Here is a 26,322-nt window from a genome sequence, read left to right as displayed (position 1 = left end):
ATGGTAGGAACATACTTCAAAACGGCCATCAGAAACCTTGTCAAGAGGAAGTTTGTCACACTGATTAACTTAACAGGCCTATCTATTAGTCTTGCCCTGTTTATTATGATTGGCTTGTACATTCAGTTCGAGACCAGTTTTGATTCATTCCATAAAAATAAAGACAATATATATCTGTTAACCAAGGCTTTAAAAAGCTCAGGTGGCACAAGCTTATTAGGTGAAGTCAACTATCCTGAGGGCCCCTTATTGGGGCAAGACTTCCCACAGGTAAATCAAGTCCTAAGGCTCTATAAATCTGATAATTCTCTTACTAAAAGTGGAGAACAAGTTTTTATGGAGAACGATTTCATCTTTGCTGATGAAAATATCCTAGACGTTTTTGATTTCGAATTGCTTTCGGGTTCTATTGAGGGTTTTCAAAGCCAACTAGACAAAATATTGATCACTGAGGAAACAGCTCTGAAATACTTTGGAACTACAGATGCAATAGGTGAGATCATTACGGTTACCGAACAGTATTGGAATGTGACCAACGATTTTGAGGTATCTGGAATTCTAAAAAACCTGCCGCCTAATTCTCATATTCAGTTGGACTTTCTAGCACCAATGAAAGCTTTTGAGTCTTTGACCGGATTTCAAAAAGGCCAAACACCGATTTGGTTCTGGGGCTGGAATGCTTTTATGGTTTATATAGAACTTAACGATCAAGAGTCAAAAGCTTCTTTTGAGAAACGACTGGATGAATTTCGACTCAATAGATACCCAGAAACCATTCGAGATATATCGGATTTGAGTTTAACACCTTTAGACGAAGTCTACTTAAGGACAGATATCGCAAATGGGTTTGAGACCATAGGCAATCCGTCAGGAATTAAGGTGTTGTCTGGTATTGCACTTTTTATTCTCATCATCGCTTGTATCAATTTTATAAACCTCACTACTGCAAGGTCTTCGCTGTATGCAAAAGAAGTGGGAGTAAAGAAAGTGTTGGGTGCAAGGAGGGTGCATCTCTTTACACAGTTTATTACCGAGTCAATACTACTCACATTCGTTTCTGTGGTATTGGCCATTGTATTGGTCGAATCGCTTGGGCCATTCTTTGAAAATGCTGTTGGAAAGACGTTGTCGTTTGATTTGATGGCTTTTCCTAGCCTGGGCAAACTTGCCTTAATTACTATCGGAATAGGCCTTTTAGCAGGTATTTATCCCGCATTCATCTTATCAGGTTTCAAACCCCTGGTAGCCTTAAGAGGAGAACAAAGCCAATCGAAGCGTAAGTTTTCATTGAGAAAAGTATTAGTGGTTTTTCAGTTTACAGTGTCGATTCTACTGGTTCTAGGCTCATTGGTGATTTATAAGCAGTTGATGTTTGTGGCTAAAAAGGATTTAGGCTTTGATCAAGATCAAATCATGTATATGGAAATGCCTTCAGGAGTGACAACAGCCAATCTCCAGAAGTATGGCCTTATGCAAGATCGGTTAAGGAATTTGACTGGAATCGAACAAGTGACATCTACAGAGCAGCGACCGGGAGTTTTTGTGAGTAACTCCTTCATTGTACCTGAAGGGATGTCTGCGGATGATCAATTGATAATGCCCTTGATGTTTGTGGATGATGAATTCTTTGAGACTTTCAATGTTCAATTATTGGAGGGTGAAGTAGGATTGTATCAAAAGGGAGCGCCTGTTAGGTATTTTATAAATCAAAGTGCTGCTGAAGCTTTTGGTTGGGATGAAACTACTGCTATTGGTAAACAAATAGATAAACCAAGCAGCAGCGGTGTCAACTATGCCGGATTGGTTCAGGGCATTCTACCTGATTTTAACTTCGAATCACTATACAACCCTATTTCTCCATTGGTGATTGGTATTTACCCGAATACACTTGCTTCAGGTAGATGGAACTTGTTCCTGAGGACAAATACACAAGATTATCAGAAGCTAACAACGGAGTTAAAAGAGGTATTCAGTGAATTTTATCCGAATCGACCTTTTAATGTTTCTTTTTTAGACCAATCTATACGCCAACAATATGCTGCTCAAACTAATTTATTGAAGATTTTGCCAGTATTGACGGGCTTTGCACTTTTCATTGCCTGCCTTGGGCTATTTGGTTTAGCGTCATTCGTGGTGGAACGCAGAACAAAGGAGGTCGGTATTAGGAAAGTTCTCGGTGCTTCGGTAGAGCGAATTGTGTTACTGATTTCCAGTGATTTCATTCAACTGCTTGCCATTGCCAATCTAGTCGCGTGGCCATTGGCATATATATATTTAAAGTCTTGGTTGGCCGATTTTAGCTACAGTATTGGCCTCGATTGGACTTTCTTTCTTTCATCGGGCCTTGTAGTGATGGTGATCGCCCTATTAACTGTTGGGTCTAAGGTTGCCAAGGGGGCAAGGTCTAATCCCGTTGACTCACTACGCTATGAATGATTAATTTGACTTATACCTGAACTAGTATACAAATGTTTAAAAATTACTTAGTTATTGCTTTAAGAAACATTAGAAGAAATAAGCTTTACGCTAGCCTAAATATTCTAGGACTGGCCATTGGTTTAGGTTCGTTTTTCATAATCTATTTGTTCATCCAAAACGAATTGGCCTATGATCAATTTCATGCCAAAGGGGATAGAGTATTTAGGGCGCTTCAGATAGATACGCGTGATACTGGCGAAGAAAAGCTAGGAGGGTTGACTTCAGCACTTGCCCCAGCAGCAGCGCTAGAAATACCTGAAATTATAGCATTTAGTAGGTTAGAGAACTTTCCAAAAGCAGTACTTATAATGGGAATTGCTGATTCGGTCGATCGTGTTAATAGTGCTGCGGTTGATGCTGGTTTTTTGGAGTTCTTTGATATTGAAATACTTGCAGGTAGCCAAGAGAAGAGTTTTCAGACACCTAATAGTACCCTTATGGCTGAGTCAAAAGCGGTGAGGTACTTCGGTGATATAAATAGTGCCATAGGAAAACCAATCAAAATTGGAAGAGCGGAGCTAATCATCCAGGCCGTATTTAAGGATATACCCAATACATCTTCAATTAAAGCAGAAGTTATATCGCCTATTACTACCATCAATAGCTGGAGGGGCGAAAATGGTTTTAACCAATGGAATGCCAGTTACTCTGACCAAACTTATTTTTTGTTGGCAGAGAATGCTGATCCGGATCTAGTGCTTGAGAAACTCAACACTCTTTTCGAAAAGAATGCAATAAGCGAAAATAGATCTTTGGGATTGCAAGCCTTGAGTGATATTCACTTTTCGCTTGATGTCAGTGGCCCTGTTAGTGAGAAAACTGATAGGCAATACATATTAATTTTTTCGCTTGTTGCAGGCTTTATATTGATATGTTCGGTGTTTAACTACATCAGTCTGGCGCTTTCTCAATCTGTAGAGCGTACTAAGGAAATTGGAGTAAGGCGCGTTGTAGGCGCTGGTAGAAAATCATTGTATGGTCAATTTATGGCGGAGTCCGTAACACTAGTTTTCTTGAGTTTTGTGTTAGCCGTGGTGCTGGTTGAATTACTAATGCCACAGCTAGAGGCAGTACTAGACAGGGCTTTAGATGTAAGCATTTTAAAAGAACCACGACTACTGCTACAGGGACTTCTCTTTAGTATAGCAGTCGCTCTCCTCTGTTCAGTCTATCCAGCTTATTTAAGTACGAGAATGCACTTGGTGAAAATATTCAGGAATGCCTCAGGTACCTTCTCTCAAAAGAGGTTGATAGCAGGCTTAAGTGTTTTTCAAATCACTGTTTTTGTTGTGCTGATCTCTGTTGCTTTCACAGCTGACCGCCAGATGTCATTTATGAGGGAAGAAAACCTTGGCTTTGACAGTGAATCACAATTGGTACTTAACAGATTTTCTCGCACTGCGACTTCTAAGAAAGTAGCCATCAAGAATGATCTGAAGAATCTCTCGGGAGTTGTGTCCGCTACCTATGCTACATCAATACCTACACGAACTTTGGGAACAAGTACCTTTGGAGAGTTCAACTTTCGTTGGAACAACTTTGATATAGACGAGGACTACTTTGAAACACTAGGCATGAGTCTGGTTGCTGGGAGAGGCTTTTTGCCTGAGGATACAGACTCTTCTAAAGTAATTATCATTAACGAAACTGCCGCTAGAAAACTTGGGTTTGAAGGTGACGCAGTGGGTAAATCTATAGAGCGTAACCCTAAAGAGCATTTACGCATAGTAGGGGTAGTGGAAGATTTCCATTTCCAGTCTAAAAAGGAACCCATTGAAGCAACCCTCTTCGAGCCAATTACCGAGTACTCTTCAGTTTTGGTACTAAAACTTAACCAGCAGAATTTGTCGGCAACGGTAGATGAAATTAAGGAAACCTATAGTTCCATTACTGGCGGAGATGAAGCCAATTACTTTTTCCTAAATGATCAGGTCAACTCTCAATACAAGCAAGAGACGGTGATGATAAAAATGATCAACACATTTGTGCTAATTGCTGCCTTGGTCGCATTTATTGGCTTGTTTGGTATTTCCGGGTATTCAGCCAAGCGAAGGCTAAAGGAAATGGGCATTAGGAAGGTGTTGGGAGCAAGTTTCATGGCCATTCAAGTCTCTTTGAATAGATCAAGCTTAGGACGTTTGGTGTTGGCGATTATGATTAGTATGCCATTGGTTGTGTATTGGATGGAGGACTGGCTGAGCACTTTTGCTTACCGGATTGAGTTGCCCTATTTACTAATTGTTGGAGCAGTACTATTAGCATCTTTCGTGATGATTGTCACGGTTTCATTCCATAGTATTAGGACATTCTTTGTCAATCCGGTAGAAATTCTAAAAGACGAGTAAGGTTAGTATAGCGCTTATACTCCATTGATTGTCTTAGAGCAGTTGATTAAAAGTAACTGCCTTTTCTACCCAAAAGTCAAGGCCTTCATCGGTATCAAAACCTTCGGGATCGATAAAGAGAAAGCCGCGCATCACGGTGCCAGTGAAGTCCATCTTTCTACTGCCTTTGGTATTGAGTAGCTCCTCATAGGGTAGTTTACCGACTCTTACCATTAACCTATCGGTATTGGTCTTCTTATCGATGTCAACTCCTATGCACATTTTATGGTTGACCATAAAGATGAGGCCACCCATCATCTTCTTTTCTTCCGTAATGCCGGCATGCGCCAATCTTTGACGCACTCTGTCTGCTAAGAAATCGTTGTAAGCCATATTACTCAAATCTAAAAAGCTTATGACGATTTTAAAATCCACGGGGGACAATACCTTCTATTGTGAGAAGTCATGTATGGCAGCACATTAGCACCTTTTTATGTAGTTAATGACTATTTTTTTGATGCTCTCTTAGCTGCTTGTAATGCCTTAACAGCCCAATCTGCCAGAAGTGTTTTGTCTTCAACCACCTCAGGCGGCACCTCCCAATATGGCATGCCTTTCTTTTTCCCTTTGGAGAAATAAGGCTTCATGCCACGAGATTCGTACTCTTCTTGATTAAACTCATCAACCTTCAGTCTAAAGGTGTCACCACCGATCATGCCAAACATTTTGCCATCACTAAATAAGCCAATGCCTCCAAACATTCTTTTGACCTCAAAATCCCCAAATTCTACTAATTGGTCTTTTATGTACTGCAAGAAATCTTCGTTTACTGCCATGCTATTTGCTATTTAAACTCAATTCTAATCCATTAAGTCCGTCTACAAGAACGGCTCTCATTTTACCTTTCATCATCCGGCTCATCCAACCCATTGGAGCTTTCATTCTAAACCAGAATTCTTGAACTAACTCTGTCTTTCCATTTATTTCTTTAAAGTGGAACTTGCTTTTGAGAACCGACATGGGAGCCGATGTTTCAGTAAAGGTTAACATAAAGGACTCATTATCCTGCCAGTCGATGATTTCTTCCTTAATAAAACCACCTTTGCCAGCGAACTTGCAATAACGCTTGGTTCCTACACCCGTTTTGGTCTCGGAGTCGTATCGGGAGTCTTGAATGGCCGGGTTGTATTCTGAAACATAACCAAAGTTCAACGCTACTTTATTCCAAACCACATCCAAAGGATGGTCAAGGGTCTTGACGACTTTTAAATAAATGGGATTAGCCATAATTAATCGTTTGTTTTTCTTTAGACGAATGAGTTGAGAAAAACGGACGAAAAAGAGAATTAATCTTCGGACGGCATTTGTGATAAGGCCCAATCCGGAGAGTTTTCTAAAAGGTAGTTATGCAAATCTCTGCCTTCTCCTTCAAGGGGGTTAAGGGACTTGACCATTTGTAGTCTAAGGTCCAACAACTGATCGTAAGTCTTGGACTTTTGCTCCTTAATGAGCTTCAGTTTATTGGACTCTATTTGCGTGTTCTGATCAGGGTTAAAGATGTTGTTAAGTCCTGTACATTGACTACAAACCCCTTTTTTGTTAATAAGGGCACACTTTCCCTTAAATATTCTGACAAGGTCTTTTCGGCTTTCCGCTATGGCATGCTTTACCTTTCCTTCAGACAGCGCTGTGATCATCATGATTTCAGAAACCTTGAAATCATAGACTTCTTTGAGCCATAGGCAGATTTGGTTCTTAAGCAAAAGGGTTTTAGAAACACACGTAAAGCAGTAATTAAGGTGCTCTTTCATAACATATGCACCATGCGGAGAACTTTCTGCAATCTGAAATTTTTTAGCAAGGAGGTCCTTATTATTAACATGGGCATCGCGGACCAGGTCCATCCAGTCTTCTCCCCATCTTTGTCGAGCCCTTAGACTATCCTTTGATAGGTTTGTGGCAATAGCAAATACCCAAGTCTTAATGGACGAGTTACCCTTGAAAGTGGATAGTTTGTCCAAAGCTTTTATATAAGTGTCCTGAACTAAGTCTTGGGTTTCTTCTCTATGGCCAATAAGTCGATAGATATAGGATTCAAGCTGGCCCTGAAATTCTATGAACTCTTTTTCGAATAGTGACTTTGACAATGGGCTATTGATATGCTTTGGAAGGTAACTACTTTTTAAAATTAACCTTTGCGTTTTGGTTTTTGAGCAATTCCATATGGTCAGACATGACAAATTGATTTGGTTCAAAAGCCTTGCTTCTGGTTTTGGCCTGCGCTTGCCTTGTGATACTGCGCATAAATCGTCTAACGGATTCCTCAGAATCAAGGATGAGTCCTGGCACTGCTACGCTCTTGCCATCATCATCTTTTGCGACCATGGTAAAGTATGAAGAGTTGCAGTGCTTGACGTCACCGGTCTTAATGTTCTCCGATTCCACCCTTAGGCCAACGACCATTGACGTCCGTCCCGTGTAATTAACAGATGCCTTTAAACTGACGAGTTCTCCAACCTGAATGGGATGTAAGAAGTCAACTCTATTGACCGATGCTGTGACACAATATTGACCAGAGTGCTTTGAAGCACAGGCAAATGCCACCTGATCCATCAGGTTAAGGATATGGCCACCATGAATTTTGCCACTAAAATTTGAGTGGGAGGGCAGCATGAGTTCTACCATTGTGATTTGAGAGGATTCTATGTTTTTGTACTTCATAGCTTTTATTAACTATTACTCTTTGGATAAGAATGCCTTTGCAATTTTAATAAAATCCGGTTTGTTTTCTCCTTCATGGGCACCATGAGGAACATTTGGGAGTACCCATAGGTCTGATTTGGGCAAATGCTTTCTCACACGAGCGACCTCTTCTAGTTCAATACCGATATCATCATCACCTAGCATAATCATCACCTCGGGTTTTATGGTCTTTAGTTGTTCATCACTCACTAAAACAGTGTAGTTTTTGAATTGCTCCATGATGGTTTTAATCTGCTCATCGCTCGAATGTGAAGACCTCATCCACTCAAATTGGTCAATGTTTTCGAAAGTATATGAATCTAGATATTGAGGAAAATCATTGACATCCCATGTGCCAATAGCACCTATAGTAATCATGGAATTTATTAGCTCTGGTTCAAGTAGGGCAAGTTGATAAAGAACGTCACCGCCAAAACTAAAGCCAATCGCGTCCATTGATTCGATGCCAATTTCCTTAATCAGTTGACTTAGGTCATCAGCAACCGAAGCGATGGAAAGCTCTTCTTTAAAGGCTTCCGACTTTCCATGTCCAGTCAAGTCAATAAGGTATACCTCATGGTCGGTACTAAAGTCTTCAACATAAGGCTTCCAGTGTGTAGAAGAGAGGCTGTAGCCATGAAGCATGATCAAGGGCTTACCATTGCCATAGACTTCATAATAAAGTTGTTTTCCATTTACCGATACATGCTCGGACTTTCTAGGAGTTTGTGCGAGACTTAAAGTAGACATAAGTGTGAGTATTAAAAGGGTGGTTAAAAGTCGCATTGGTCTATTTAGTATGAATGGGTACAAGATCCTTAAAAGCTTGGTAATAACCTACAAGAGGTGGTTTTCTTAAAAGATGTGAATTGAGAACCAGTTAACACTTTTTAGATAGGAGCGATAAGTTATGTTTTTTACATTAATCCTTATGCTCAAGAATTATCTCAAAACCGCTTTTAGAAATCTAATCAAGTATAAAGGTTATTCCTTTATTAACATATCTGGTTTAGCCTTAGGAGTAGCTTGTTGTCTTTTAATCATGCATTATGTGAAAGATGAAATGACTTTCGATCGGTTTCATGTAAATGGTGAGCATATATATCGGGTTAGGACCATGCCAAGCTTTGATGAGAAGCAGGTCATGGAGTTTGTAAAAATGCCAGTAGGCCCCACACTTAAGGAGGAATTGCCATTGGTCATCAATCAGTGTCGTTACGTAAACACGGCTTTTGACATTCGTTCTGGGGATAATATTCAAAATCAAGGTAAGGCTTTCTATGCAGAGCCTGAATTCCTTGAGATGTTCAGTTTTCTAAATAAATATGGTGATGGGATATCAGTGTTAAATGGGACTTCTCAAATTGCTCTGGTGGAAAAAGCTGCCAAGCGCATTTTTGGTAAGTCCATGGCTGTTGGAGAGTCGATAGACTTAAATATAAGGGGAGAGTGGAAAACATTTACCGTAGGAGCTGTACTCAAAGATTTACCAAGTAATTCCTCTCTTGACTTCGAATTCCTCATCCCTTTTCAGAATTATTTGATGGCTTATAACCGACAAAGTAATGATGCGAAAGACTGGTATATTTCTGAAATAACTTTTCAAACATTCGTACAAATTTTACCGAACACAAACATCGCTGATTTAACAAAGCAAATTGATGAACTAGCTAGGCGGAAGATGGTAGACTCTCCCCAATATGCGGGAAGGTATAACCTACAACCTATTTATAACCTTCATTTTGAGAAGTCTATGGCTTCGGGGAAACAAGCGGGTATGCAAGAGACAGGTGATAGGTTTTATTCTTTTCTTTTAAGCGGAATTGCCTTGCTTATTCTGTTGTTAGCATGCTTCAATTTTACGAATTTATCACTTGCTCGGGCTTTGCCTCGTGCTAAAGAAATTGGTGTCAGGAAGGTAATAGGGGCGAAGAAGCATCAATTAGTAGCTCAGTTCTTAGGCGAGGCATTCATTATTAGCACTACGTCATTTCTTTTAGGCCTGTTATTGGCTGAATTGGTCTTGCCATACTTTGAGTTAGCTGCGGAAAAAGAATTTAGTAAGTCAATTATTGAAAACCCCATTTATATATCGATTGCATTTATAGCAGTGACCTTTGCAGCTTTTATAGCAGGCTCTTACCCTGCGTTAATAATCTCTCGTCTTAATACCGTGACGGCCCTAGAAGGACGTTTCGATGGGTCAAATAGGAAAGGAGGTCTACAAGGGATTCTAATTGTTTTACAATTCTCTATTGCAGCGGTTTTAATTGTGGGTGTTTTGGCCATGAACAGACAAATAAATTTTCTTGTCAACATGGACCGTGGCTATGATGATACCAATCTCATATCCATAAAGACAGGGGATTTGTCTAAAGCCAGTCTACTCGATTCGACAAAGTCTAGGGGACAGGCCCTGGCAAACCTGATGAGGAGGGAGTTGCAAAAGACGCCCTCAATTCTAAATGTGTCAGGAAATGCCAGTAATTATTCTCATTTGGCTTTTGAGGAGGTAAATCCTGAGACGGGGGAGAAAACAGAATTAATAGGTTATAGTACGTCTGTCGATTTTGATTACTTCGAAACGATGGGTATTGAAGTTCTTGAGGGTCGAGATTTTGATAGAATATCCACTCTTGAAGGACTTAACCAAATAATTGTTAATGAGAGGTTCGCATCGGTCATGCACTTGAGAGATTCAGTGAATGGAGGTTTAAATTCCACATACAGAGGAAAGACAATAATCGGAATAGTGAATGACTTTAATTTATTTTCAGCAACGCAAGAGATTGTTCCAACAGTTTTTGAGCTTGATAAAAGACGAGGTTTACAACGTCTGCTTGTAAAGTTTGAACCAAGTACCCTATCAAGTTCGCTAATGGCAATAGAAGCAGCATGGTTAAAGTTTAACCCTAACAATCCATTTGATTTTAGACTGATGGAAGAATCAAATGCGTCACAATTTGCTAAAGAAAAGCGTTGGAGGAGTATCATCCTAACTGCTTCATGTATTGCCATATCCATTTCATGCCTAGGCTTGTTTGGCTTAGCGTTTATTTCTACACAGAGAAGAAATAAGGAAATAGGAATAAGAAAGGTTTTTGGAGCGCCAGTACCAACTATTGTTTATATCCTGGCAAGAGGCTTCTCTCTCCTCGTTGTATTATCAATGATTATCGCAGGCCCATTGGCTTATTGGCTAGGATATGAGTGGCTTACTACATTTCCTTACCGTATTGAAATGACTTGGGATTTGTTTTTGATAGCAGGACTCATACAATTGACTATAACCATTTTAACGGTCAGTTATCATGCGGTAAAGGCTGCTGTTGCGAACCCCATAGAGGCACTTAAGTATGAGTAGAACTCTTTCAGTTAGTCTTTCTTTTTTTAGCAAACCTGGTCGCAGGCTCTTGGGTAGGGTCATCGGGCCAGACATGTTTTGGGTATCGCCTCTTTAATTCCTTTTTCACCTCGAAGTAGGTGTCAGCCCAGAAGTTCTTTAAATCTGAGGTAATCTGAACAGGTTTGTATCCAGGTGATAGTAAATGCATCAATACACTCTTTTTATCACGGTTGATTTTAGGTGTTTCTCCGAGACCGAAGACTTCTTGTATTCTAACAGCCAGAACAGGAGGTTCTCCATTATCGCGATACATTAGTTTGATATTCGAGCCACTAGGAACTTCGATTTTTGAAGGTGCCAACTTATCTAAGTCTTGCTGTTGTTCAAAGCTCAGGCTATGCTGAAGCACTTCTTTGAGGTTTATCTTCTTAAGGTCTTCTGGTCTTTTTACATCGGTAAGGTAAGGACTTAACCACTCAGCCGAAGTAGTCAAAAGGCTAGGAGTGCTCACTTCAGGCCACCCTTCCTCTGGATTCCACCTCCTAAGGCTAATCACTCTATTCTGCCATTGTGCTACCTCTTCATTAAAATCTAGCAATCGTTCACCTTCCTTTTTGATAGCATCAATGATTGCGGTTACCAGGTGCGAAGGGTCTGGGTCGGGTAGCGGTGTACTTTTCAGGACTATGCTGCCTATACACAAATTCAAGTTGGCCATTAGCCCTCCGTCTTCACTATCCCAGGTGATAACTTCTTTCTCCTTTACCAAGGGTGCAAGATCTCTAGGATTTAGAGGGGAAGCCATGTGTATTTTGCCCATCCCATCCCTTGCATCTACATGGCAAATGGCAAGCCAAGGTTCTGCTGCTAAATCTTCTCGGTGTCCTGCCATGGCGTACCTGCCATTAGATAGCTGAAATTGGGCATTGTTGCCAGGCCTCGCAAAAGCAATTCTCTCAGGGTATGCATGTGTCAACAGTACTCCTGTTTCATAGGGGTCAATGTGGTCGTTGTCTGCTTCGAGTTCAAACAGCTTTCGGTATTGACTGGCTATCTTTTCAATTCTACCCAGTTTACGGCCGTCTCTTTCTTCTCTTCTGTGCACTCTAAGCGCATCAATCCTTGTGTTAAGGTCTATGCCTGCCTCTCGGCCTAAGGGATCCCTCTCTTCGAGTAGTGCCGCAATATCTGTGGCTAACCCCAATTGATCTTCCTCATCTGCAAGTAGGAGCATATGGGCAATACGTGGGTGGCATGGTAACTTAAGCATTCTCTTACCATGTTCGGTAATTCTACCATTCTCTAATGCTTCAAGTTGATGAAGTAAGTCAGTTGCCTGCATGAGTGGGCCTCTTGGTGGGGGAGTCAACCAAGTCATTTGCTTAATATCCACAATTCCCCATTGGGCCATATCCAAAACCAATGAGGCGAGGTCGGCCTCCATGATTTCTGGTACAATATGATCGGATAGTCTCTGGTGGGTTACTTTAGACCACATGCGATAGCAATGCCCTGCACTGAGTCTTCCCGCACGGCCGGCTCGTTGATCTGCTGAGTCTCGAGAGATACGGACTGTCTCAAGACGAGACAGCCCTGAATTTGGATCAAACTTAGAGGTACGACCAAAACCACTATCTACAACCACTTTAATGCCTTCAATGGTCAAACTTGTCTCGGCAATTGAAGTAGCTAAGACCACCTTTCTTCGACCCTCTCTGTCAGGCATTATCGCAGCAATCTGCTGTCTTTGAGGCAGTGCGCCATAGAGTTGGTGTATCTGGAAGCCACGCAATTCTTTTCGTAGTATTTCAGCCGTGTTTCTGATCTCCCTTTGACCAGGGAGAAAGACTAAAATATCTCCTTCATGCTTCTTTGCTGCAGAAATGATGGTTTTAGAGCAGAGCTCAGGCATCAGAAATTCATCAATGTCTCCAGCATAATTGACATCAACTGGATATTGACGTCCTTTACTCACAACAGCTGGTGCATTAAGGAGTGAGGTGAGTTGAGGCATGTTAAGCGTTGCCGACATGATCATAATCCGCAGGTCAGGCCTCAATACTTGTTGTGCCTCACGACAAAGAGCTAATGCCACATCTGCATGGATGCTACGTTCATGGAATTCATCGAAAATGACCATAGCAACATTCTCAAGTGCATTGTCGCTTTGAATCATGCGCGTGAGTATGCCCTCGGTCAGTACTTCGATCTTGGTGTTTTCAGAGGTCTTATTGTCAAAGCGAATGCGATAGCCTACCGTTTGGCCCACAGGCTCTCCTAAGAAATAAGCCATGCGTTCAGCAATGGTTCTGGCAGCCAGTCTTCTTGGCTCCAGCATCAATATCTTTTTCCCCCCTAACCAGGGTTCATTCAGTAAGGCCAATGGCAAAAGCGTACTTTTTCCAGCCCCAGGAGGTGCGTTTACAACCAGACTGTTCTTGTCTGCCAATTGAGATTGCACATCTGAGATTATCTCTACTACCGGAAGGTCTATGGATTGGGGATCGAATGCCATTGACGCGAAGATAAGTGGTTTCCTGCTCAATCTATGAGTCAATTTTTTTAAACCTTCAGACTATATATTATTGAGATTACTAATAAGGATTTGGAACAAAATACTAGTTCAATTTGTATGTTTGTTGTAGACAGAATTGAACCATGCTATACGTTATCTCCCCGGCTAAGACCCTTGATTTTGAAACCCCTTGTGATAAGGAAAAATCATATCCTCGTTTTCAAAAAGAAACCCTTGAATTGATTGGTGTTTTAAGACAGAAGAGTCCTGAAGAGATTCAGGAATTGATGAGTCTAAGCGAGAACTTGGCAGAGCTTAATGTGAGTAGGTATCAAAAGTTTGCCAAAGGCAAGAATACCAAACGTGCGAAACAAGCGGTTTATGCATTTAAAGGTGATGTTTACCTGGGCCTTGAAGCCGAGGAGTTGTCTGATGATGACATTCTATATGCGCAAGGTCATCTTAGAATTCTTTCAGGACTCTATGGATTATTAAGACCATTGGACCTTATTCAGCCGTACCGATTAGAAATGGGTACTCGACTGGCTTTTGATGACTATAACACCCTTTATAATTATTGGTCAGACAGGATTGTGGCTCAGGTCAATAGGGATTTAAAACGTCAAGGAGATAAGGTTTTAGTTAATCTTGCTTCTCAAGAGTATTTCAAAGCAATCGATAGACCAAGCCTTAAAGCAAAAGTGGTTAATGTGGAGTTTCTTGACCAGAAGAACGGAAAGTATAAGGTAATCTCATTCTTTGCCAAGAAGGCTAGGGGACTTATGGCACAGTTTATTATCAAGAATAAAATTGAAGAGCCAGAAGCACTGAAAGCATTCGATTATGAAGGTTATTGGTTTGATGCTGAAAGTTCACACGAAACGAAATTGGTCTTTAAAAGAGACGAAGTCTAAGTTTGTACTTTCCAAGTAAGTCATTCGGGCATAGGAGGAATCTTGACCAGAAGTAAAGAGGCTATTTTACTAGTGTAGAAGATCTCTCATACTTCGAGTTGACGTACTAAACTGGTCTTAAAATATAAAAGCTTAAGGATTCTTCACTTCCGTTCAGGATGACGAAATAGAACATGTTTAACCCAAAGGCAATAGCGGAAAGAGATTATTCACCTGAACTAGAATTTCAAACCTCAAGGAGTTCAGGTCCGGGTGGACAGAACGTCAATAAAGTAGAGACAAGAGTCAGTTTAAAATTCTCAATATCAAAGTCATACGTGTTAAGGCCTGAAGAAAAAGAACGCCTTTTAACTAAATGGAAAACTAGGCTGAATTCGGAAGGTGTTTTGGCTATACATGTTGAAAAACATCGTAGCCAACTGAGAAATAAAGAGGAGGCTATCAAAACTTTCAAACGCCTACTTGAACTTGCTTTTACAGACCCCAAACCTCGAAAGAAGTCAAAGCCTTCAAAGGCAGCTATTCGTAAGCGTTTGGAAGCGAAGAAGAAACTTTCCGATAAGAAATCGAACCGCAAGCCTCCTGAGTATTAATTTGTCCTTGTCGCAGTTAAGCCTTGCACTTTAAAGCCTGTCACTTTTCCATCTTTTAACTCAAACGTAATAGGAGTGCCATCGGCTTTGTCAAAGAACTTTGTATCACTTTGAGCCACTAGCTCAACTCTTTGCTGAATAAAAGGGGCTTTAAATAGGAGAGTGCCGCCTGTACTTTCTACTTCAACAACACCAATGTCACCCACCTGAAACTTGCCAGTGTACTTTTCTAGCGTTTCTTCAGACATGGCAATCACCTCTTTAACATCAGCTTCAATTCCTGATAAACCATATTCTTTTGCTACGGCTAGCTGAAACTCTTGCATGATCTGTCCATTGTCAGAGTTTACCATTACCACTAGGGCATAGGGCTCATTTTTCCAGGCAATGAGATTTGCTCTAAAGCCTTCATCTGCACCACCATGACCGAATCTTTCCTCACCTGTCTGTGGACCTAAACCGTGATCGTTCATGCCTGGTGTGAGCATAGCCTCTACAGAGCTATACTTCAGTATTCCATCTTCTTTACTATTGTTAATCTTCTGTATTTCTATGGCGTATTGTATAAGCTGTGTTGGGGTAGTCCATAAGCCCGCTGCGGCCATTTCAGGGTAGATAGGCCATTTGCCTTCTACCTCTTGTCCATTGCCTCTATAACCTGTAGCAGCAATGCTATGGTACTTTCCTGGAAGTGGGTTGAGGAATGTGCTCTTTTCCATTCCTATTCGGTCTAGTACGTTCTTTTGCATCGTTTCTGGAAAGCTACGGCCTTCCACATCGGTGATCATCAATTGCATAATGGTATAGCCACCACCTGAGTACATCCAACTTCTTCCTGGTTCTTTGTACACCCTCACTGAATCAGTATTTCCTTTACCATCTAGAACCTCAGGAACGGACGGTACATTATCTCCTTTATCGTATCCTGGGAAGCCCCACACGGTCAGTCCTGCGGTATGATTCAAAATTCTCCTTAATGTTACCTTCTCCTTGGTAGTGAACTCATTGTCTGGGAGTTTCCAAGAGGTGAGATAGTCATTTACATTGGCGTCAAGGCTCAGTTGTCCACTTTCAACCATTTGATGGGCCCTAAGAGCAGCAATCGGCTTACTGATCGATCCTGCCAAGAGCATGGTCTCCGGGGTCATAGGTTTGTTACTGGCTACATCAGCCATTCCATAGGCACGTGCCCATTCTACCTTACCATTATTGACAAAGGCTATGCTAATCCCTGGAATTCCTAGTTGTTTTAATCTTTCGTTTACATTGAAGGTGGGAGTTGGCTCACCCTTGATTTGAAGAGATGGCATCAGGCCGTTTTCTATACGCTTAATTCTTTCATTGAGATCTTTATCCTGTGCATAGCCGAATGATGCTAAAAAAAGTAGGGTGAGAGTGAGTAAATTCTTCATGGTTTGATAGTGAGTTCAGTGAATAGACTTGATTGACTAACAAAAAGTTACTAGGCCATGGGACAAAAATAAGGCCAACACATTTGAATGTGTTGGCCCAATTGTGGGGTTGATTTAATTATTGCCCTCCCTTACGGTTAGGGTTTCTTGGGTTTGGCCATGTTCTCGGCTGTCCATTTCTTGGGTTAAGACCCAGCTCGGCCTTATCTCGAGGGAAGGTCTTTGGATCTTCACTAGCCATGTATATCATGATTGCCGTTAGAATAGCATTGTTACGAACATCATCAAATACGATTTTGTCGTAGGTGTCTCTGTTGGTGTGCCAAGTATAAGTACCATAGTCCCAGCTTAAAGAGCTCAAACTAAAGCCTGGTGCTCCTGCTGCTACGAAAGAAGCATAGTCAGAACCACCGCCTCCTGGAGCTCCAGGGAAGTTTGTATTAATCTCGGCTTTATACTTTCTAGGAACAGCTGATAACCAACGGTTGATAAACTCATAAGAATGCAAGAAACCTTGCCCGCTGATATTAACTACTCTACCTGTACCATTATCTTGATTGAAAAGCGCCTGAAGACCCGCTACAACTTTCGGGTTATCCTGTACAAAAGCACTAGAACCGTTTAGCCCTTGCTCTTCACTGCCCCAGTGACCGGCAATAATGGTTCTCTTTGGGTTAGGGTAGTACTTCTTCAAGAGCCTCATGGCTTCCATCATAACAAGCGTACCAGTACCATTGTCAGTAGCACCTGTGCCACCATCCCAAGAATCGAAGTGAGCTGAAAGCATTACATATTCATCTGCTTTCTCTCCACCAGGAATTGTGGCAACAGTGTTGTATGTAGGCATCTGACCTAACTCTTTGGAGGTTACTTCTACCTTGATGGTTGGAGTATCGCCATGCTCTAGCATTCTGAATAGTGTGCCATAATCTTCCAATCCGATATCAACGGCTGGGATTTTCTTTGATCGTGCACTGAAGATTTTGTTGACGCCAAAACCTCTTGACCAGTTAGATTTTAAAATTCCTAAAGCACCAGCATCTTCCAGGGCTTGATCAAGACCTCTTCCATATCCGGTATTTCTAATTCTCTGTCTCCAGTTCGTAATGGTTTCACGCTGAAGTTTTCTCATATTTTCGATAGACTCTTCGGTACCGAACTTTTCCCAGTTGTAGCCAGGACGACCCGTAGGTTGGGCCACATCTACCATTACAAACTTTCCTTTTACAGAAGGTAACCAAGCATCAAATGCAGCTTTGTCTGCTACGTCTGGTATCATTGTTACCTCAGCCGTTACAGGTCCGTTGGTAGCAGCACTCCATGCCAAAGCCATAGCCTCAAGTGTTTTAACACGTGGTTCGATTAAATCGACATGGGTGATTCCGCGTTCCCAGCCGCGCCATTCTCCCCATTTCTCATTTTTGGCAGAGATGCCCCAGGTACCATACTTAGCAACTGCCCAGTCATTGGCTGAATTCATTTGAGGTGTCCCCACCAATCGAGGCCCGTTTTTATCAAGAAGCTCATAAGCTAACTCTTCAAGCATTGAGTTTTCTGTAGCCTCCTTGATCATATTGTCAATTACTGTCTTTTGATCTTGTGCTTGAGTAAGCGGTGCAAGAACAAATGTTAACACAGTGATTAGTGTAAATATTCTTTTCATTCTGGTTGGTTTAAATTTAGACGTAAGATAGGAAGGAAAGCACTTGCCACACTAACCGATTATATAATCAGCGCTGCGATTCGAACTTATCCAGTAGGCGATTGGTTTGAGCCTGAAGTTTCTTTTTGAAGAAGCCTGTCCAACCTAGCAACTGGCCTTGGAAACCTAAAGCTTGACCTGACCAACGATGAAGGTTGAAGGTGTCCGTGTGCTTTATGATAAGTCCATCTTTGAACTCAAACTCCGCATCAATGATATTGTGCACCTTGCGACCTGTCTTGCTAAATGTATAATGAGCTTCCCAGTGGGCTGAACCCTTTGTAGCATCTGCCATCACATTACTATGAGTTACTTTAAGGCCTTTACCTTTTTGGTTAGAGCAAAGCATTCGCCACATATTACTGGCTCTTTTTCCTTTTAACGTTCCAAACCCTGGGTCATAGAAGACAATGTTTGTGTGATAGCATGAGGCCATAACTTCGGCATCTAGGTTAGCAAAAGCAGTGTAGAATTTATCGATGAGCTCTTTCATGTTGAGTTTAAGATAGTGGCTTAACCATTCTTAACCAATTTATAGATTCATTAACAGGCCGTTGGGAAAACTTAACAATTGTGATGTCTAGGTTTATCAGAAGGTTAAACACAAAATATGACACAATGAAAAAAATCAGTACTCTCATCGTCTCTTTATTGATAATCGGCTTGGTGCCCCAGTTTGCAACTGGACAAGATTTGTCGACAACCAACACATTGGAAAAGCCAAAGTCTGTGCTACGGCTGGGTTTAAGTGCTTATGACAGGTACGGCCAAGAATTAGGGTTCGAGTTAAACTATGAACGCTTTATAACACCAAGATTAGGTATAAAGGCAAGTCTATATCATAACCTTCGGCTTAAGAAATCATCTAGTGTTGAAGGAAGAGCATTTAGCCTGGGAGGATTGACCTCATTTACCGATTACAATCAGGTGGCCAATGTCTCATTTGCACTCAATTATTATTTCAAGAAAAACAGCCAGTCTGGTCATTATTTATCCCTACAGATAATGGATGCATTAACTTTTACAGATAGGTCAGAGTATACGGTGGATGCGAGCAGCAGCACCATGGGACCTTCGATATTTAAAAAAGACAAAAGAGTATTTAACTCTAGCCCAGACATTGGGCTATACTATGGTTATCGAAAAGAGTTTAAGTCAGGTCTCTTTTTAGAAGGTAGAGTTGGGGTTTATTATGGAAATACATCATCCAACCTCTCTTTGCCATACAATAATTGGTCACTAGACGCTCAATTGACTATTGGCTGGACAATTCCATTTACAAAGAAAAAATAAGGTTAAGCATCCTGAACAAAGTATATGGCATTGCCATTCAGGTCATGAAAGCCAAACTCATGAGTCCCCCAAGGGGTGTTTCGCTGATATTTCTCTGTTTCTATTGTGCCTCTGTCAATGAACTCTTTAGCATAGGGTTCTATGTCATGCACAAATATTTTAATCACAGACCCACCTAGCAATGGGTCTGATTCATTATCGGCATGCCATTGTAGGTGGATGAACTGACCTTCTCGTTTAACACCGGCATACATCTTGTCTCCAAATGCGTATTCGAAACCTGTATGTTGTTTGTGCCAAGCCACATCACGCTCAATATCTTGAGAGGGTAGCACGGGTTCTATTCCTTTAATGCCTGTTTTTGACTCCATTTCATTAATTTAATCAAAAAAGTATCCTAGAGTGAAAGAAACTAAGAAAGAGTGCCCTTCCTGTGCCATGCAGGTCGACTCGAATGAGAAGACTTGTCCCATTTGTCAATATGAGTTCCCAACTCAAATGAAAGGGACTAGTTGGATTGCCATTCTACTGATTGTGGCCTTTCTTCTGTGGATGATTCTTTAGTCTTCTATACTTCTAGAATAATTAAAAGCTACTTCACTTTTCTTTCCTTCTTCACCAATCATTACGTACATATTGATTTTGTCTTGGGAAACTTTTTCTATGGTGAAGCCCTCAAAGTAGACAATGTCTTTTTCGACTTTCACCAGTTTGAAATCAACCGTGTCATTCTTTTCTTCCCAGCCTTTAAGGTCACCATTAAAGTGTTTTAGACGTAGTACCAAACTGCCGTTTTCTTCTCTAATTTGACACAGCTCATAGAACTGGACTTTACCATCAACAACAAGCTTGAAAGCACACATCATTGAGTCGCCCAATGGGGGAGTCCATACTTCCTGAACTTGTCCGCCAAAGGCTTCACCTTCCCAACTGCCCGTAATCCAGGCAACTTCGGATAGACTGGCTTTGGGAGAGAGAGAGTTGCCTAATTGAAGGGTTTTTTGGGAATAGGCATTGAAAAAGATGCCCAAGAGCATCGAGGTTAAAAAGTACTTCATTGTCTTAATTTAGGTAATGACGGACAAAGTACAGAAAGGGGACAAGGCTTCCCCTCCATGATACTTATCAAGTGTAAAAGCTTAATTATCCTTCCTCTTGAACGGCTGGAGCTTCGTTTTTCTTTTTGGGTAAGAATTGCTCAACTAAAATGATGCCTGTGCCAATCATTACAGAAACATCAGCCAAATTGAAAATACCTGTATGGGCAAATTGCAAGTCTATAAACACCATATCTGTGACAGATCCATAGACTATTCGATCATAGACGTTTCCGATACCCCCGCCTACAATAAAGGACAGTGCAACCATACTCATAGAGGTAATCTCTTTGTTCCTGATCAGATAAACGAAGAGGGCTATCATTACACCGGCAGGTAGTATTAGGAGTAATACTTTTCTCATAGTAGGAGATAGGGAAGAACCCATTCCGAGAAAAGCTCCTTCATTTTCCACCTTGGTCAGAATCAAATACTCACCAATGACCTCAATGGTTTCATTGTATTCAATACGATCCCGAGTCATCTTTTTAGTCACCTGATCAACGGCAATATTGGCCAAAATGATGATGATGATTAAAGCGGTTCTCGGTATGCTCTTCATATAATTCGAAATTTCCTCAAAAGTAGTTAAAACGAATAAAGATGCTAGAGCTTGATGTAAAATGAAGTGCCACTTGAGGAGGTTTCAAGTGAGAGTTCGCCTTTATGTGATTGAATTATTTGTCTGGCGAGACTCAGTCCAATACCAGAACCTTCGGTCTTGGTTGTGTAGAATGGAATAAATACCTTTTCTAAAATGTCATCGGAGATTCCACTTCCATTGTCGACAATTTTAATAGTCGATTGACTTGCGCCATGGCCTTCTTGGTAAGATAAACTGATGCTACCACTGTTTTGATCCACCGCCTCTTTTGCATTTTTCAATAGATTTATAATCACTTGTTCGATAAGGTCAGGGTCTATCAAAAGCTTAAAGTCTTCTTGAGGTATGCTTAGCTTCCAGACAATTTGAGTATCAGCTAGTGTCGGCTCGAAGAGGGATGAAATTCTTTGGAAGAAATTTGGCCCATCAACTTCCTTGATGTTTGGTAAAGGAACTCTGGTCAAAGCCCTATATGCCTGAGTAAAGTTCATCAGTCCTTGACTTCTAGCTTCGATGGCATCTAAGCCCTCTTCCAATGTGGCTTTTCGTTGACCCTGAAGGTCTCCTTGTTGCACAACTTGTTTCATTGTAGACGAAAGTGATGTGATTGGGGCTACAGAGTTCATGATCTCGTGTGTTAAAACTCTAATTAGCTTTTGCCATGCCTCCATTTCATTCTGATCTAGCTCCGCATGAATGTCTTGCAAGGATATAAGCTTATAATGTTTGGCCCTCAAACGAAATGTGGTAGCAGAAATGGACAGTCGCCTAACCTGATTGTTAATTGTAATTTTTTGGACCACATTCTCTCCATTTTGAATTGATTGTAACTGCTCGAAGAGAATCTCATTTTTTGCCCTAATGTTCGACAAATTGAGAATGTGTGACTGTCCCAATAACTCCTCAAAAGCATTATTGGCTAGATGTATTCTCTCTTTCTCATCATAAGCCAAGATACCAACCTGCAATTGGTTGATGAGGGTGAGAATATACTGGTACTGCGAGGCATCTGACTGTGTACTCTCCATAAACTTATCATTCACCTTATTGAAGGTGGAGTACAGTTCTTGAAAGGTTTTGCCTTGATTAGAGCTATTGTACTTGATGGTGAAATCATTATTTAATATGGCCTCAAGAAAGTAACGCGTATCCCTGTTGGTTCTATTAATGTATGCAAAGAGCGACATCAATATGATCAAGGAAAAGAGCCCTAGAAAGAATACGCGTATATAATTGACCTCTATAAAGAGATAATAGACCAGCCCAAATAAGCTCACAAAAATCAATAACAGTCTTATGAGAGACTGCACTCTGAAATTTTTAAAGCTCATATTTTTCCATTCTGCGGTACATGGCTCCTCGACTTAAACCCAGTTCTGCGGCTGCATTACTGATATTACCCTGATGCTTTTTGACTGCGGACTCAATTGCCCATTTTTCCAATTCCTCTAAGTTAAGAGAAGCCAGTTGTGGACTATCGGCTTGATTGGTATTGCCAATGGCTAGATCTCCAACTTGTAACTGCTTCCCGTCACTCATAATTACGGCTCGCTCTAAAGTGTGCTGTAACTCTCGTATGTTTCCGGGCCAATCATACTTCATCAATCTTTTAAAAATATTGTCAGGTATGAAGAGTCCTTTCTTACCATACTTAGACTTAAAACGAGCAAGGAAGTGGTCTGCAAGAAGTGGAATATCTTCTAGCCGTTCTCTCAGGGCTGGGAGCTTGATTTCTATGGTGTTAATTCTAAAAAGCAAGTCTTGCCGAAAACCTCCTTCGTTAACCATCTTACTCAAATTAGCATTGGTAGCACAGATAAGTCTGGCATTGTAGTCACGGGCATCATTGGCACCTACAGGAACGACTTGCTGATCTTGTATTACCCTCAATAGTTTGGCTTGTAAAGGAAGGCCTAGATTACCTAATTCATCTAAAAAGAGAGAGCCCCCATTGGCGGCTTCAAATTTCCCGGTTCTGTCTGTTTTGGCATCAGTAAAAGAGCCTTTAACATGACCAAAGAGCTCGCTTTCAAAAAGCGTTTCAGTGATAGCACCCATATCTACATTTAGAAATACCTCCTGACTTCTGTGAGAGCTTCTATGAATGGCTCGCGCCACTAACTCCTTTCCAGTACCGTTTTCCCCAGTAATTAAGACATTGGCGTCTGTTTGGGCTACTTTTTCAATTTGACTGAGTACGGACTTGATGGCATCCGATTCTCCAATAATGTCAGAAAATGGGGCGTCAAGTATTGAATTCAATACTTTCTGTTTTGAAGTCAACTGCTCAATCTCCTTGGCAGAGCGATTAAGTCTAAAGGCAGCCGAAACAGTAGATAGTAGTTTCTCATTCTGCCAAGGCTTGACAAGGAAGTCAAATGCCCCCTCTTTAATGGCCTCAATGGCGAGGTTAATTTCACCGTAAGCGGTTATGAAGATAACGCTGGTAGTAGGAGAGAGCTCTTTAATTTGGTTGAGAAACCTAAGGCCATCCCGACCTTCCGTTTCACCAGCCTTGAAGTTCATATCCAAAATGACTACATCATAATGGTTTTCCGAGAATGCAGATTCTATCTGTAAAGGGTTGTTGATACCCCGGACATCAGTATAATGCTGCTCAAGCAAAATACGGATAGAAAGCATGACATAGTTGTCATCATCTACAATGAGAATTCTCCCGTTCTCCTTCATACTTTAAATACCTCCATTATGATACCAATTAGAGAATGTCCTTTTAATCAGTGCTTTGAGCTCATGAATTTATTGAAAAGTGCCCATTTTTGGGCAGTACTGTTTTAGAGATGGACAAAATTCTCGATTCTGAATTTCAGATATTCACCTAATTGATTGAAAAACAGAGTTTTATGTAGTTGGTACGTAATTGGACAATAGTGGGCCAAACCCAAAGGTAATGTTGAAGAATTATCTCAAAATAACACTTAGAAACTTACTCAAGATGAAGGCCTATCTATTGGTCAACATTTTTGGCCTTTCACTTGGGTTGGCGTGTACAATACTGGCCACGGTATTTCTAATGGATGAACACTCCTTCGATAACTTTCATACAAAGGCGGAGGATATTTATAGAATCAATAAGTTTTATACAAACGAGGTAGGGGTCATTAACAAGTCTGCAGAGTCATCTGGTATGATGGGGCCTCAAATGGCAATTGACTTTCCCGAGGTGAAAAGCTTTACGCGTTTTCAACCATGGTTTAATACTCAGGTCGTTTCATTTGGTGAGAAACACATTCAGGAAGATAAGCTTGCCTTTGCTGATAGTTCTTTCTTCGAGATCTTCGATTTTGAAGTGCTGTTAGGAAATCCCTCTGAGGTTCTCGATGAGACAAGGTCCATTGTGTTGACCAAGAGCCTCTCAGAAAAGCTGTTTGGAACTGAGAACCCCATTGGTAGTCAGTTAGACATTTTTAGTACTACTTTTCAGGTTACCGGAGTCGTTGAAGATTCACCTCGAAATTCTCATATGCAATTCAATGCATTGATTTCATGGACTTCTACTTTGCCTGGGGAAGGGAATCTTAACTTTAGTTTTTTGAATAATTGGCTCGCCCAGGTCACCAATACCTATTTATTGCTTACGCCAAATGCCAACATCGTGGCAATGGAAGGCAGAATGGTAGACATGATGGCTACTAATTTTTCAGAGAGAGTTGATGATTACAAACTCTACTTACAGCATTTTAAGGACATATACCTAGGTTCAGATGACATTCAGGTCGGCAACTTCAATTTAAGGCTCGGAAGCAGTTCATTTGTTACCATTTTCAATTTCATTGCGGTATTTGTGTTACTCATTGCCGCTGTCAATTATATCAATATAAGTACTTCTAAGGCCATGAGAAGGGCCAGAGAGGTGGGCGTAAGAAAAGTACTAGGAGCCCATAAAGGGCAACTCTTTGGCCAGTTTGTGGGGGAAGCATTATTTATAACGACCCTCTCAGGAATTCTGGCAGTGCTGATAGTAGACTTGTCTATTCCATATTTCAATAGTATCACAGGCAAGTTTTTAGAAAGCGCTCAGATTTTTGAGCGTACCACTCTTGGATTGATTCTATTAATCATACTGATTACCAGTTTCGTTTCTGGAGCCTACCCAGCCTTGTTTCTTTCAGCTTTCAAACCAGCAGCAGTATTAAAATCTGGTAAGATTAGTTCACTAAAAGGTGGAGCACTTAGAAAAGGAATGATCGTTTTCCAGTTCTTCTTGGCAACCCTAATGGTAGCCTCAGCTTTGGTCGTATACGATCAAAATGAGTATTTGCTGAAGAAAGATGTAGGCCTTGATACAGAGCAGGTTATGATCATGGAGTTGAACGAAGAGCTGTCTGCCAAGATTGTCGCTCTAAGACAAGAAGTTGAAAAGCATCCTGATGTTTTGATGACGTCCGCTAGCCCCGCAGCTATCGGTGGAGGTACTTTCGGCACAACTGTTATTCCTAAAGGTTTTACCGAGGAGATGGATATCAGGTTTTTCAGAGTGGACTATAACTTTATAGATGTCTACGGGATCAATATTATTGAGGGGAGAGGCTTTAGCAAAGAATTTGCTACCGATGCTGGCTCGGTGATTGTCAACCAAGCCTTTCTCAATCAGGTAGGATGGGAAAGTATCGAAGGACAGACTCTTCAATTTTCCGGGTCTTCAGATTTACCCATCATAGGGCTTACAGAGGATTTTAACTACCGAGCTTTAAGTACTAATGCAGTTGAGCCCATGGTGATGTTTATCAATGAGTATCCAAATCATCTTGCAATCAAGATTTCTGGAGATGTTTCCGCGGTAATTGACCATGTTAAAGAAGTCCATGCCTCTTTAGAGGAGAAGTACCCATTTGATTATTATTTTATCAATGATTGGTTTGCCAGACAGTATAGTGCTGAACAGAATTTCTTGAAGATTGTAACGATTTTTTCCATACTCTGTATCTCAATTTCTTGCTTGGGACTCTATGGTTTGGTAAGCTATTTCATCGAACAGCGTGTGAAAGAAATTGGAATTAGAAAAGTACTGGGTGCTTCTGTAAAGGGAATTTCACTTATGATTAATGGCCACTTTTTTAAACTTATTTTAATGTCATTTCTTGTAAGCATACCCTTGTCTTTTTATTTAATGAGTAGGTGGCTTGAAGACTTTGCCTACAGAATTGATTTGGGTGTTAGACCTTTTTTGTTGGCAGCCTTATTAACGACCGTTATCGCACTTTTGACAACATTTAGACAAGCCATAATGGCTTCAAAAAGAAACCCAATACAAAGTCTTAGATACGAGTAAAATTATTAA

22 protein-coding genes are annotated in these 26,322 nt (G+C 41.0%); 7 read left to right on the top strand and 15 right to left on the bottom strand.

Annotated elements, in window-relative coordinates; all coding sequences use genetic code 11:
- Complete coding sequence (locus J4E76_RS03290; protein ID WP_208501233.1) at window positions 1-2,436, top strand: ABC transporter permease; 2,436 nt, start codon at window positions 1-3, stop codon at window positions 2,434-2,436.
- A 32-nt stretch (window positions 2,437-2,468) separates the two neighbouring features.
- Complete coding sequence (locus tag J4E76_RS03285) at window positions 2,469-4,823, top strand: ABC transporter permease (RefSeq protein WP_208501232.1); 2,355 nt, start codon at window positions 2,469-2,471, stop codon at window positions 4,821-4,823.
- A gap of 33 nt (window positions 4,824-4,856) precedes the next feature.
- Here J4E76_RS03285 and J4E76_RS03280 read toward each other — a convergent pair whose 3' ends face one another.
- From J4E76_RS03280 to J4E76_RS03255, 6 genes are all read right to left on the bottom strand, one after another.
- On the bottom strand, window positions 4,857-5,195 hold the full coding sequence (locus J4E76_RS03280; protein WP_208501231.1) for a TfoX/Sxy family protein: 339 nt from the start codon (window positions 5,193-5,195) through the stop codon (window positions 4,857-4,859).
- A gap of 113 nt (window positions 5,196-5,308) precedes the next feature.
- Window positions 5,309-5,638, bottom strand: coding sequence for a TfoX/Sxy family protein (locus J4E76_RS03275; protein WP_208501230.1), 330 nt, complete (start codon window positions 5,636-5,638; stop codon window positions 5,309-5,311).
- 1 nt (window position 5,639) lies between these two features.
- Window positions 5,640-6,089, bottom strand: a complete 450-nt coding sequence (locus tag J4E76_RS03270; protein ID WP_208501229.1) for an SRPBCC family protein — start codon at window positions 6,087-6,089, stop codon at window positions 5,640-5,642.
- Between the two features lie 59 nt (window positions 6,090-6,148).
- The gene (locus tag J4E76_RS03265; protein ID WP_208501228.1) at window positions 6,149-6,949 is read right to left on the bottom strand and encodes an RNA polymerase sigma factor; all 801 of its coding nucleotides are present in this window, start codon (window positions 6,947-6,949) and stop codon (window positions 6,149-6,151) included.
- Window positions 6,950-6,977: 28 nt separating this feature from the next.
- Window positions 6,978-7,523, bottom strand: coding sequence for an acyl-CoA thioesterase (locus J4E76_RS03260; protein ID WP_208501227.1), 546 nt, complete (start codon window positions 7,521-7,523; stop codon window positions 6,978-6,980).
- A gap of 15 nt (window positions 7,524-7,538) precedes the next feature.
- Window positions 7,539-8,330: an alpha/beta fold hydrolase gene (locus J4E76_RS03255; RefSeq protein WP_208501226.1), complete on the bottom strand. Its 792-nt coding sequence runs from the start codon at window positions 8,328-8,330 to the stop codon at window positions 7,539-7,541.
- Between the two features lie 145 nt (window positions 8,331-8,475).
- Here J4E76_RS03255 and J4E76_RS03250 point away from each other — a divergent pair, with 145 nt between their 5' ends.
- On the top strand, window positions 8,476-10,908 hold the full coding sequence (locus J4E76_RS03250) for an ABC transporter permease (RefSeq protein ID WP_208501225.1): 2,433 nt from the start codon (window positions 8,476-8,478) through the stop codon (window positions 10,906-10,908).
- A 7-nt stretch (window positions 10,909-10,915) separates the two neighbouring features.
- Here the strand turns inward: J4E76_RS03250 and hrpB are convergent, their stop codons facing one another.
- A complete protein-coding gene (gene hrpB, locus J4E76_RS03245) occupies window positions 10,916-13,405 on the bottom strand; it encodes an ATP-dependent helicase HrpB (protein WP_208501224.1) in 2,490 nt (829 codons plus the stop codon).
- A 143-nt stretch (window positions 13,406-13,548) separates the two neighbouring features.
- Between hrpB and yaaA the strand changes: the two genes are divergently transcribed.
- The gene (yaaA, locus tag J4E76_RS03240; RefSeq protein WP_208501223.1) at window positions 13,549-14,319 is read left to right on the top strand and encodes a peroxide stress protein YaaA; all 771 of its coding nucleotides are present in this window, start codon (window positions 13,549-13,551) and stop codon (window positions 14,317-14,319) included.
- 173 nt (window positions 14,320-14,492) lie between these two features.
- The gene (arfB, locus tag J4E76_RS03235; RefSeq protein WP_208501222.1) at window positions 14,493-14,912 is read left to right on the top strand and encodes an alternative ribosome rescue aminoacyl-tRNA hydrolase ArfB; all 420 of its coding nucleotides are present in this window, start codon (window positions 14,493-14,495) and stop codon (window positions 14,910-14,912) included.
- On the opposite strand, the gene J4E76_RS03230 is transcribed toward arfB, so the two are convergent.
- From J4E76_RS03230 to J4E76_RS03220, 3 genes are all read right to left on the bottom strand, one after another.
- On the bottom strand, window positions 14,909-16,324 hold the full coding sequence (locus J4E76_RS03230) for a serine hydrolase (RefSeq protein WP_208501221.1): 1,416 nt from the start codon (window positions 16,322-16,324) through the stop codon (window positions 14,909-14,911). The two genes, arfB and J4E76_RS03230, sit on opposite strands and share 4 nt — an antisense overlap.
- 118 nt (window positions 16,325-16,442) lie before the next feature.
- Complete coding sequence (locus tag J4E76_RS03225) at window positions 16,443-17,987, bottom strand: M20/M25/M40 family metallo-hydrolase (RefSeq protein ID WP_208501219.1); 1,545 nt, start codon at window positions 17,985-17,987, stop codon at window positions 16,443-16,445.
- Window positions 17,988-18,054: 67 nt separating this feature from the next.
- Window positions 18,055-18,519, bottom strand: a complete 465-nt coding sequence (locus tag J4E76_RS03220) for a nuclear transport factor 2 family protein (protein WP_208501217.1) — start codon at window positions 18,517-18,519, stop codon at window positions 18,055-18,057.
- 125 nt (window positions 18,520-18,644) lie between these two features.
- On the opposite strand from J4E76_RS03220, the gene J4E76_RS03215 reads away from it, so the two are divergent.
- Window positions 18,645-19,319: a hypothetical protein gene (locus J4E76_RS03215; protein ID WP_208501215.1), complete on the top strand. Its 675-nt coding sequence runs from the start codon at window positions 18,645-18,647 to the stop codon at window positions 19,317-19,319.
- A gap of 2 nt (window positions 19,320-19,321) precedes the next feature.
- On the opposite strand, the gene J4E76_RS03210 is transcribed toward J4E76_RS03215, so the two are convergent.
- The 5 genes from J4E76_RS03210 to J4E76_RS03190 all read right to left on the bottom strand — a co-directional run bounded on the left by J4E76_RS03210 (window position 19,322) and on the right by J4E76_RS03190 (window position 23,711).
- Window positions 19,322-19,690, bottom strand: a complete 369-nt coding sequence (locus tag J4E76_RS03210) for a glyoxalase/bleomycin resistance/extradiol dioxygenase family protein (RefSeq protein WP_208501214.1) — start codon at window positions 19,688-19,690, stop codon at window positions 19,322-19,324.
- 189 nt (window positions 19,691-19,879) lie between these two features.
- Window positions 19,880-20,377 (bottom strand): DUF6265 family protein, encoded by a 498-nt coding sequence (locus J4E76_RS03205; protein WP_208501212.1) that lies wholly within the window; start codon window positions 20,375-20,377, stop codon window positions 19,880-19,882.
- A gap of 85 nt (window positions 20,378-20,462) precedes the next feature.
- Complete coding sequence (lspA, locus tag J4E76_RS03200; protein WP_208501210.1) at window positions 20,463-20,978, bottom strand: signal peptidase II; 516 nt, start codon at window positions 20,976-20,978, stop codon at window positions 20,463-20,465.
- A gap of 44 nt (window positions 20,979-21,022) precedes the next feature.
- Window positions 21,023-22,351 (bottom strand): PAS domain-containing sensor histidine kinase, encoded by a 1,329-nt coding sequence (locus J4E76_RS03195; protein ID WP_208501209.1) that lies wholly within the window; start codon window positions 22,349-22,351, stop codon window positions 21,023-21,025.
- Entirely contained in the window at window positions 22,341-23,711 is a 1,371-nt protein-coding gene (locus tag J4E76_RS03190) for a sigma-54 dependent transcriptional regulator (RefSeq protein ID WP_208501205.1), read from the bottom strand. Before J4E76_RS03190 ends, J4E76_RS03195 begins: the two co-directional genes overlap by 11 nt.
- 220 nt (window positions 23,712-23,931) lie before the next feature.
- Here J4E76_RS03190 and J4E76_RS03185 point away from each other — a divergent pair, with 220 nt between their 5' ends.
- Window positions 23,932-26,313 carry an ABC transporter permease gene (locus J4E76_RS03185; protein WP_208501203.1) on the top strand — a complete coding sequence of 794 codons (2,382 nt, stop codon included), beginning with the start codon at window positions 23,932-23,934 and terminating at the stop codon, window positions 26,311-26,313.
- Window positions 26,314-26,322: the final 9 nt, after the last annotated feature.

Origin of the sequence: Roseivirga sp. E12 (assembly GCF_017592825.1) — a bacterium.
In the GTDB taxonomy this organism is placed as follows: Bacteria; Bacteroidota; Bacteroidia; order Cytophagales; family Cyclobacteriaceae; genus Roseivirga.
This window is presented reverse-complemented; position numbering and strand designations above follow the sequence as displayed.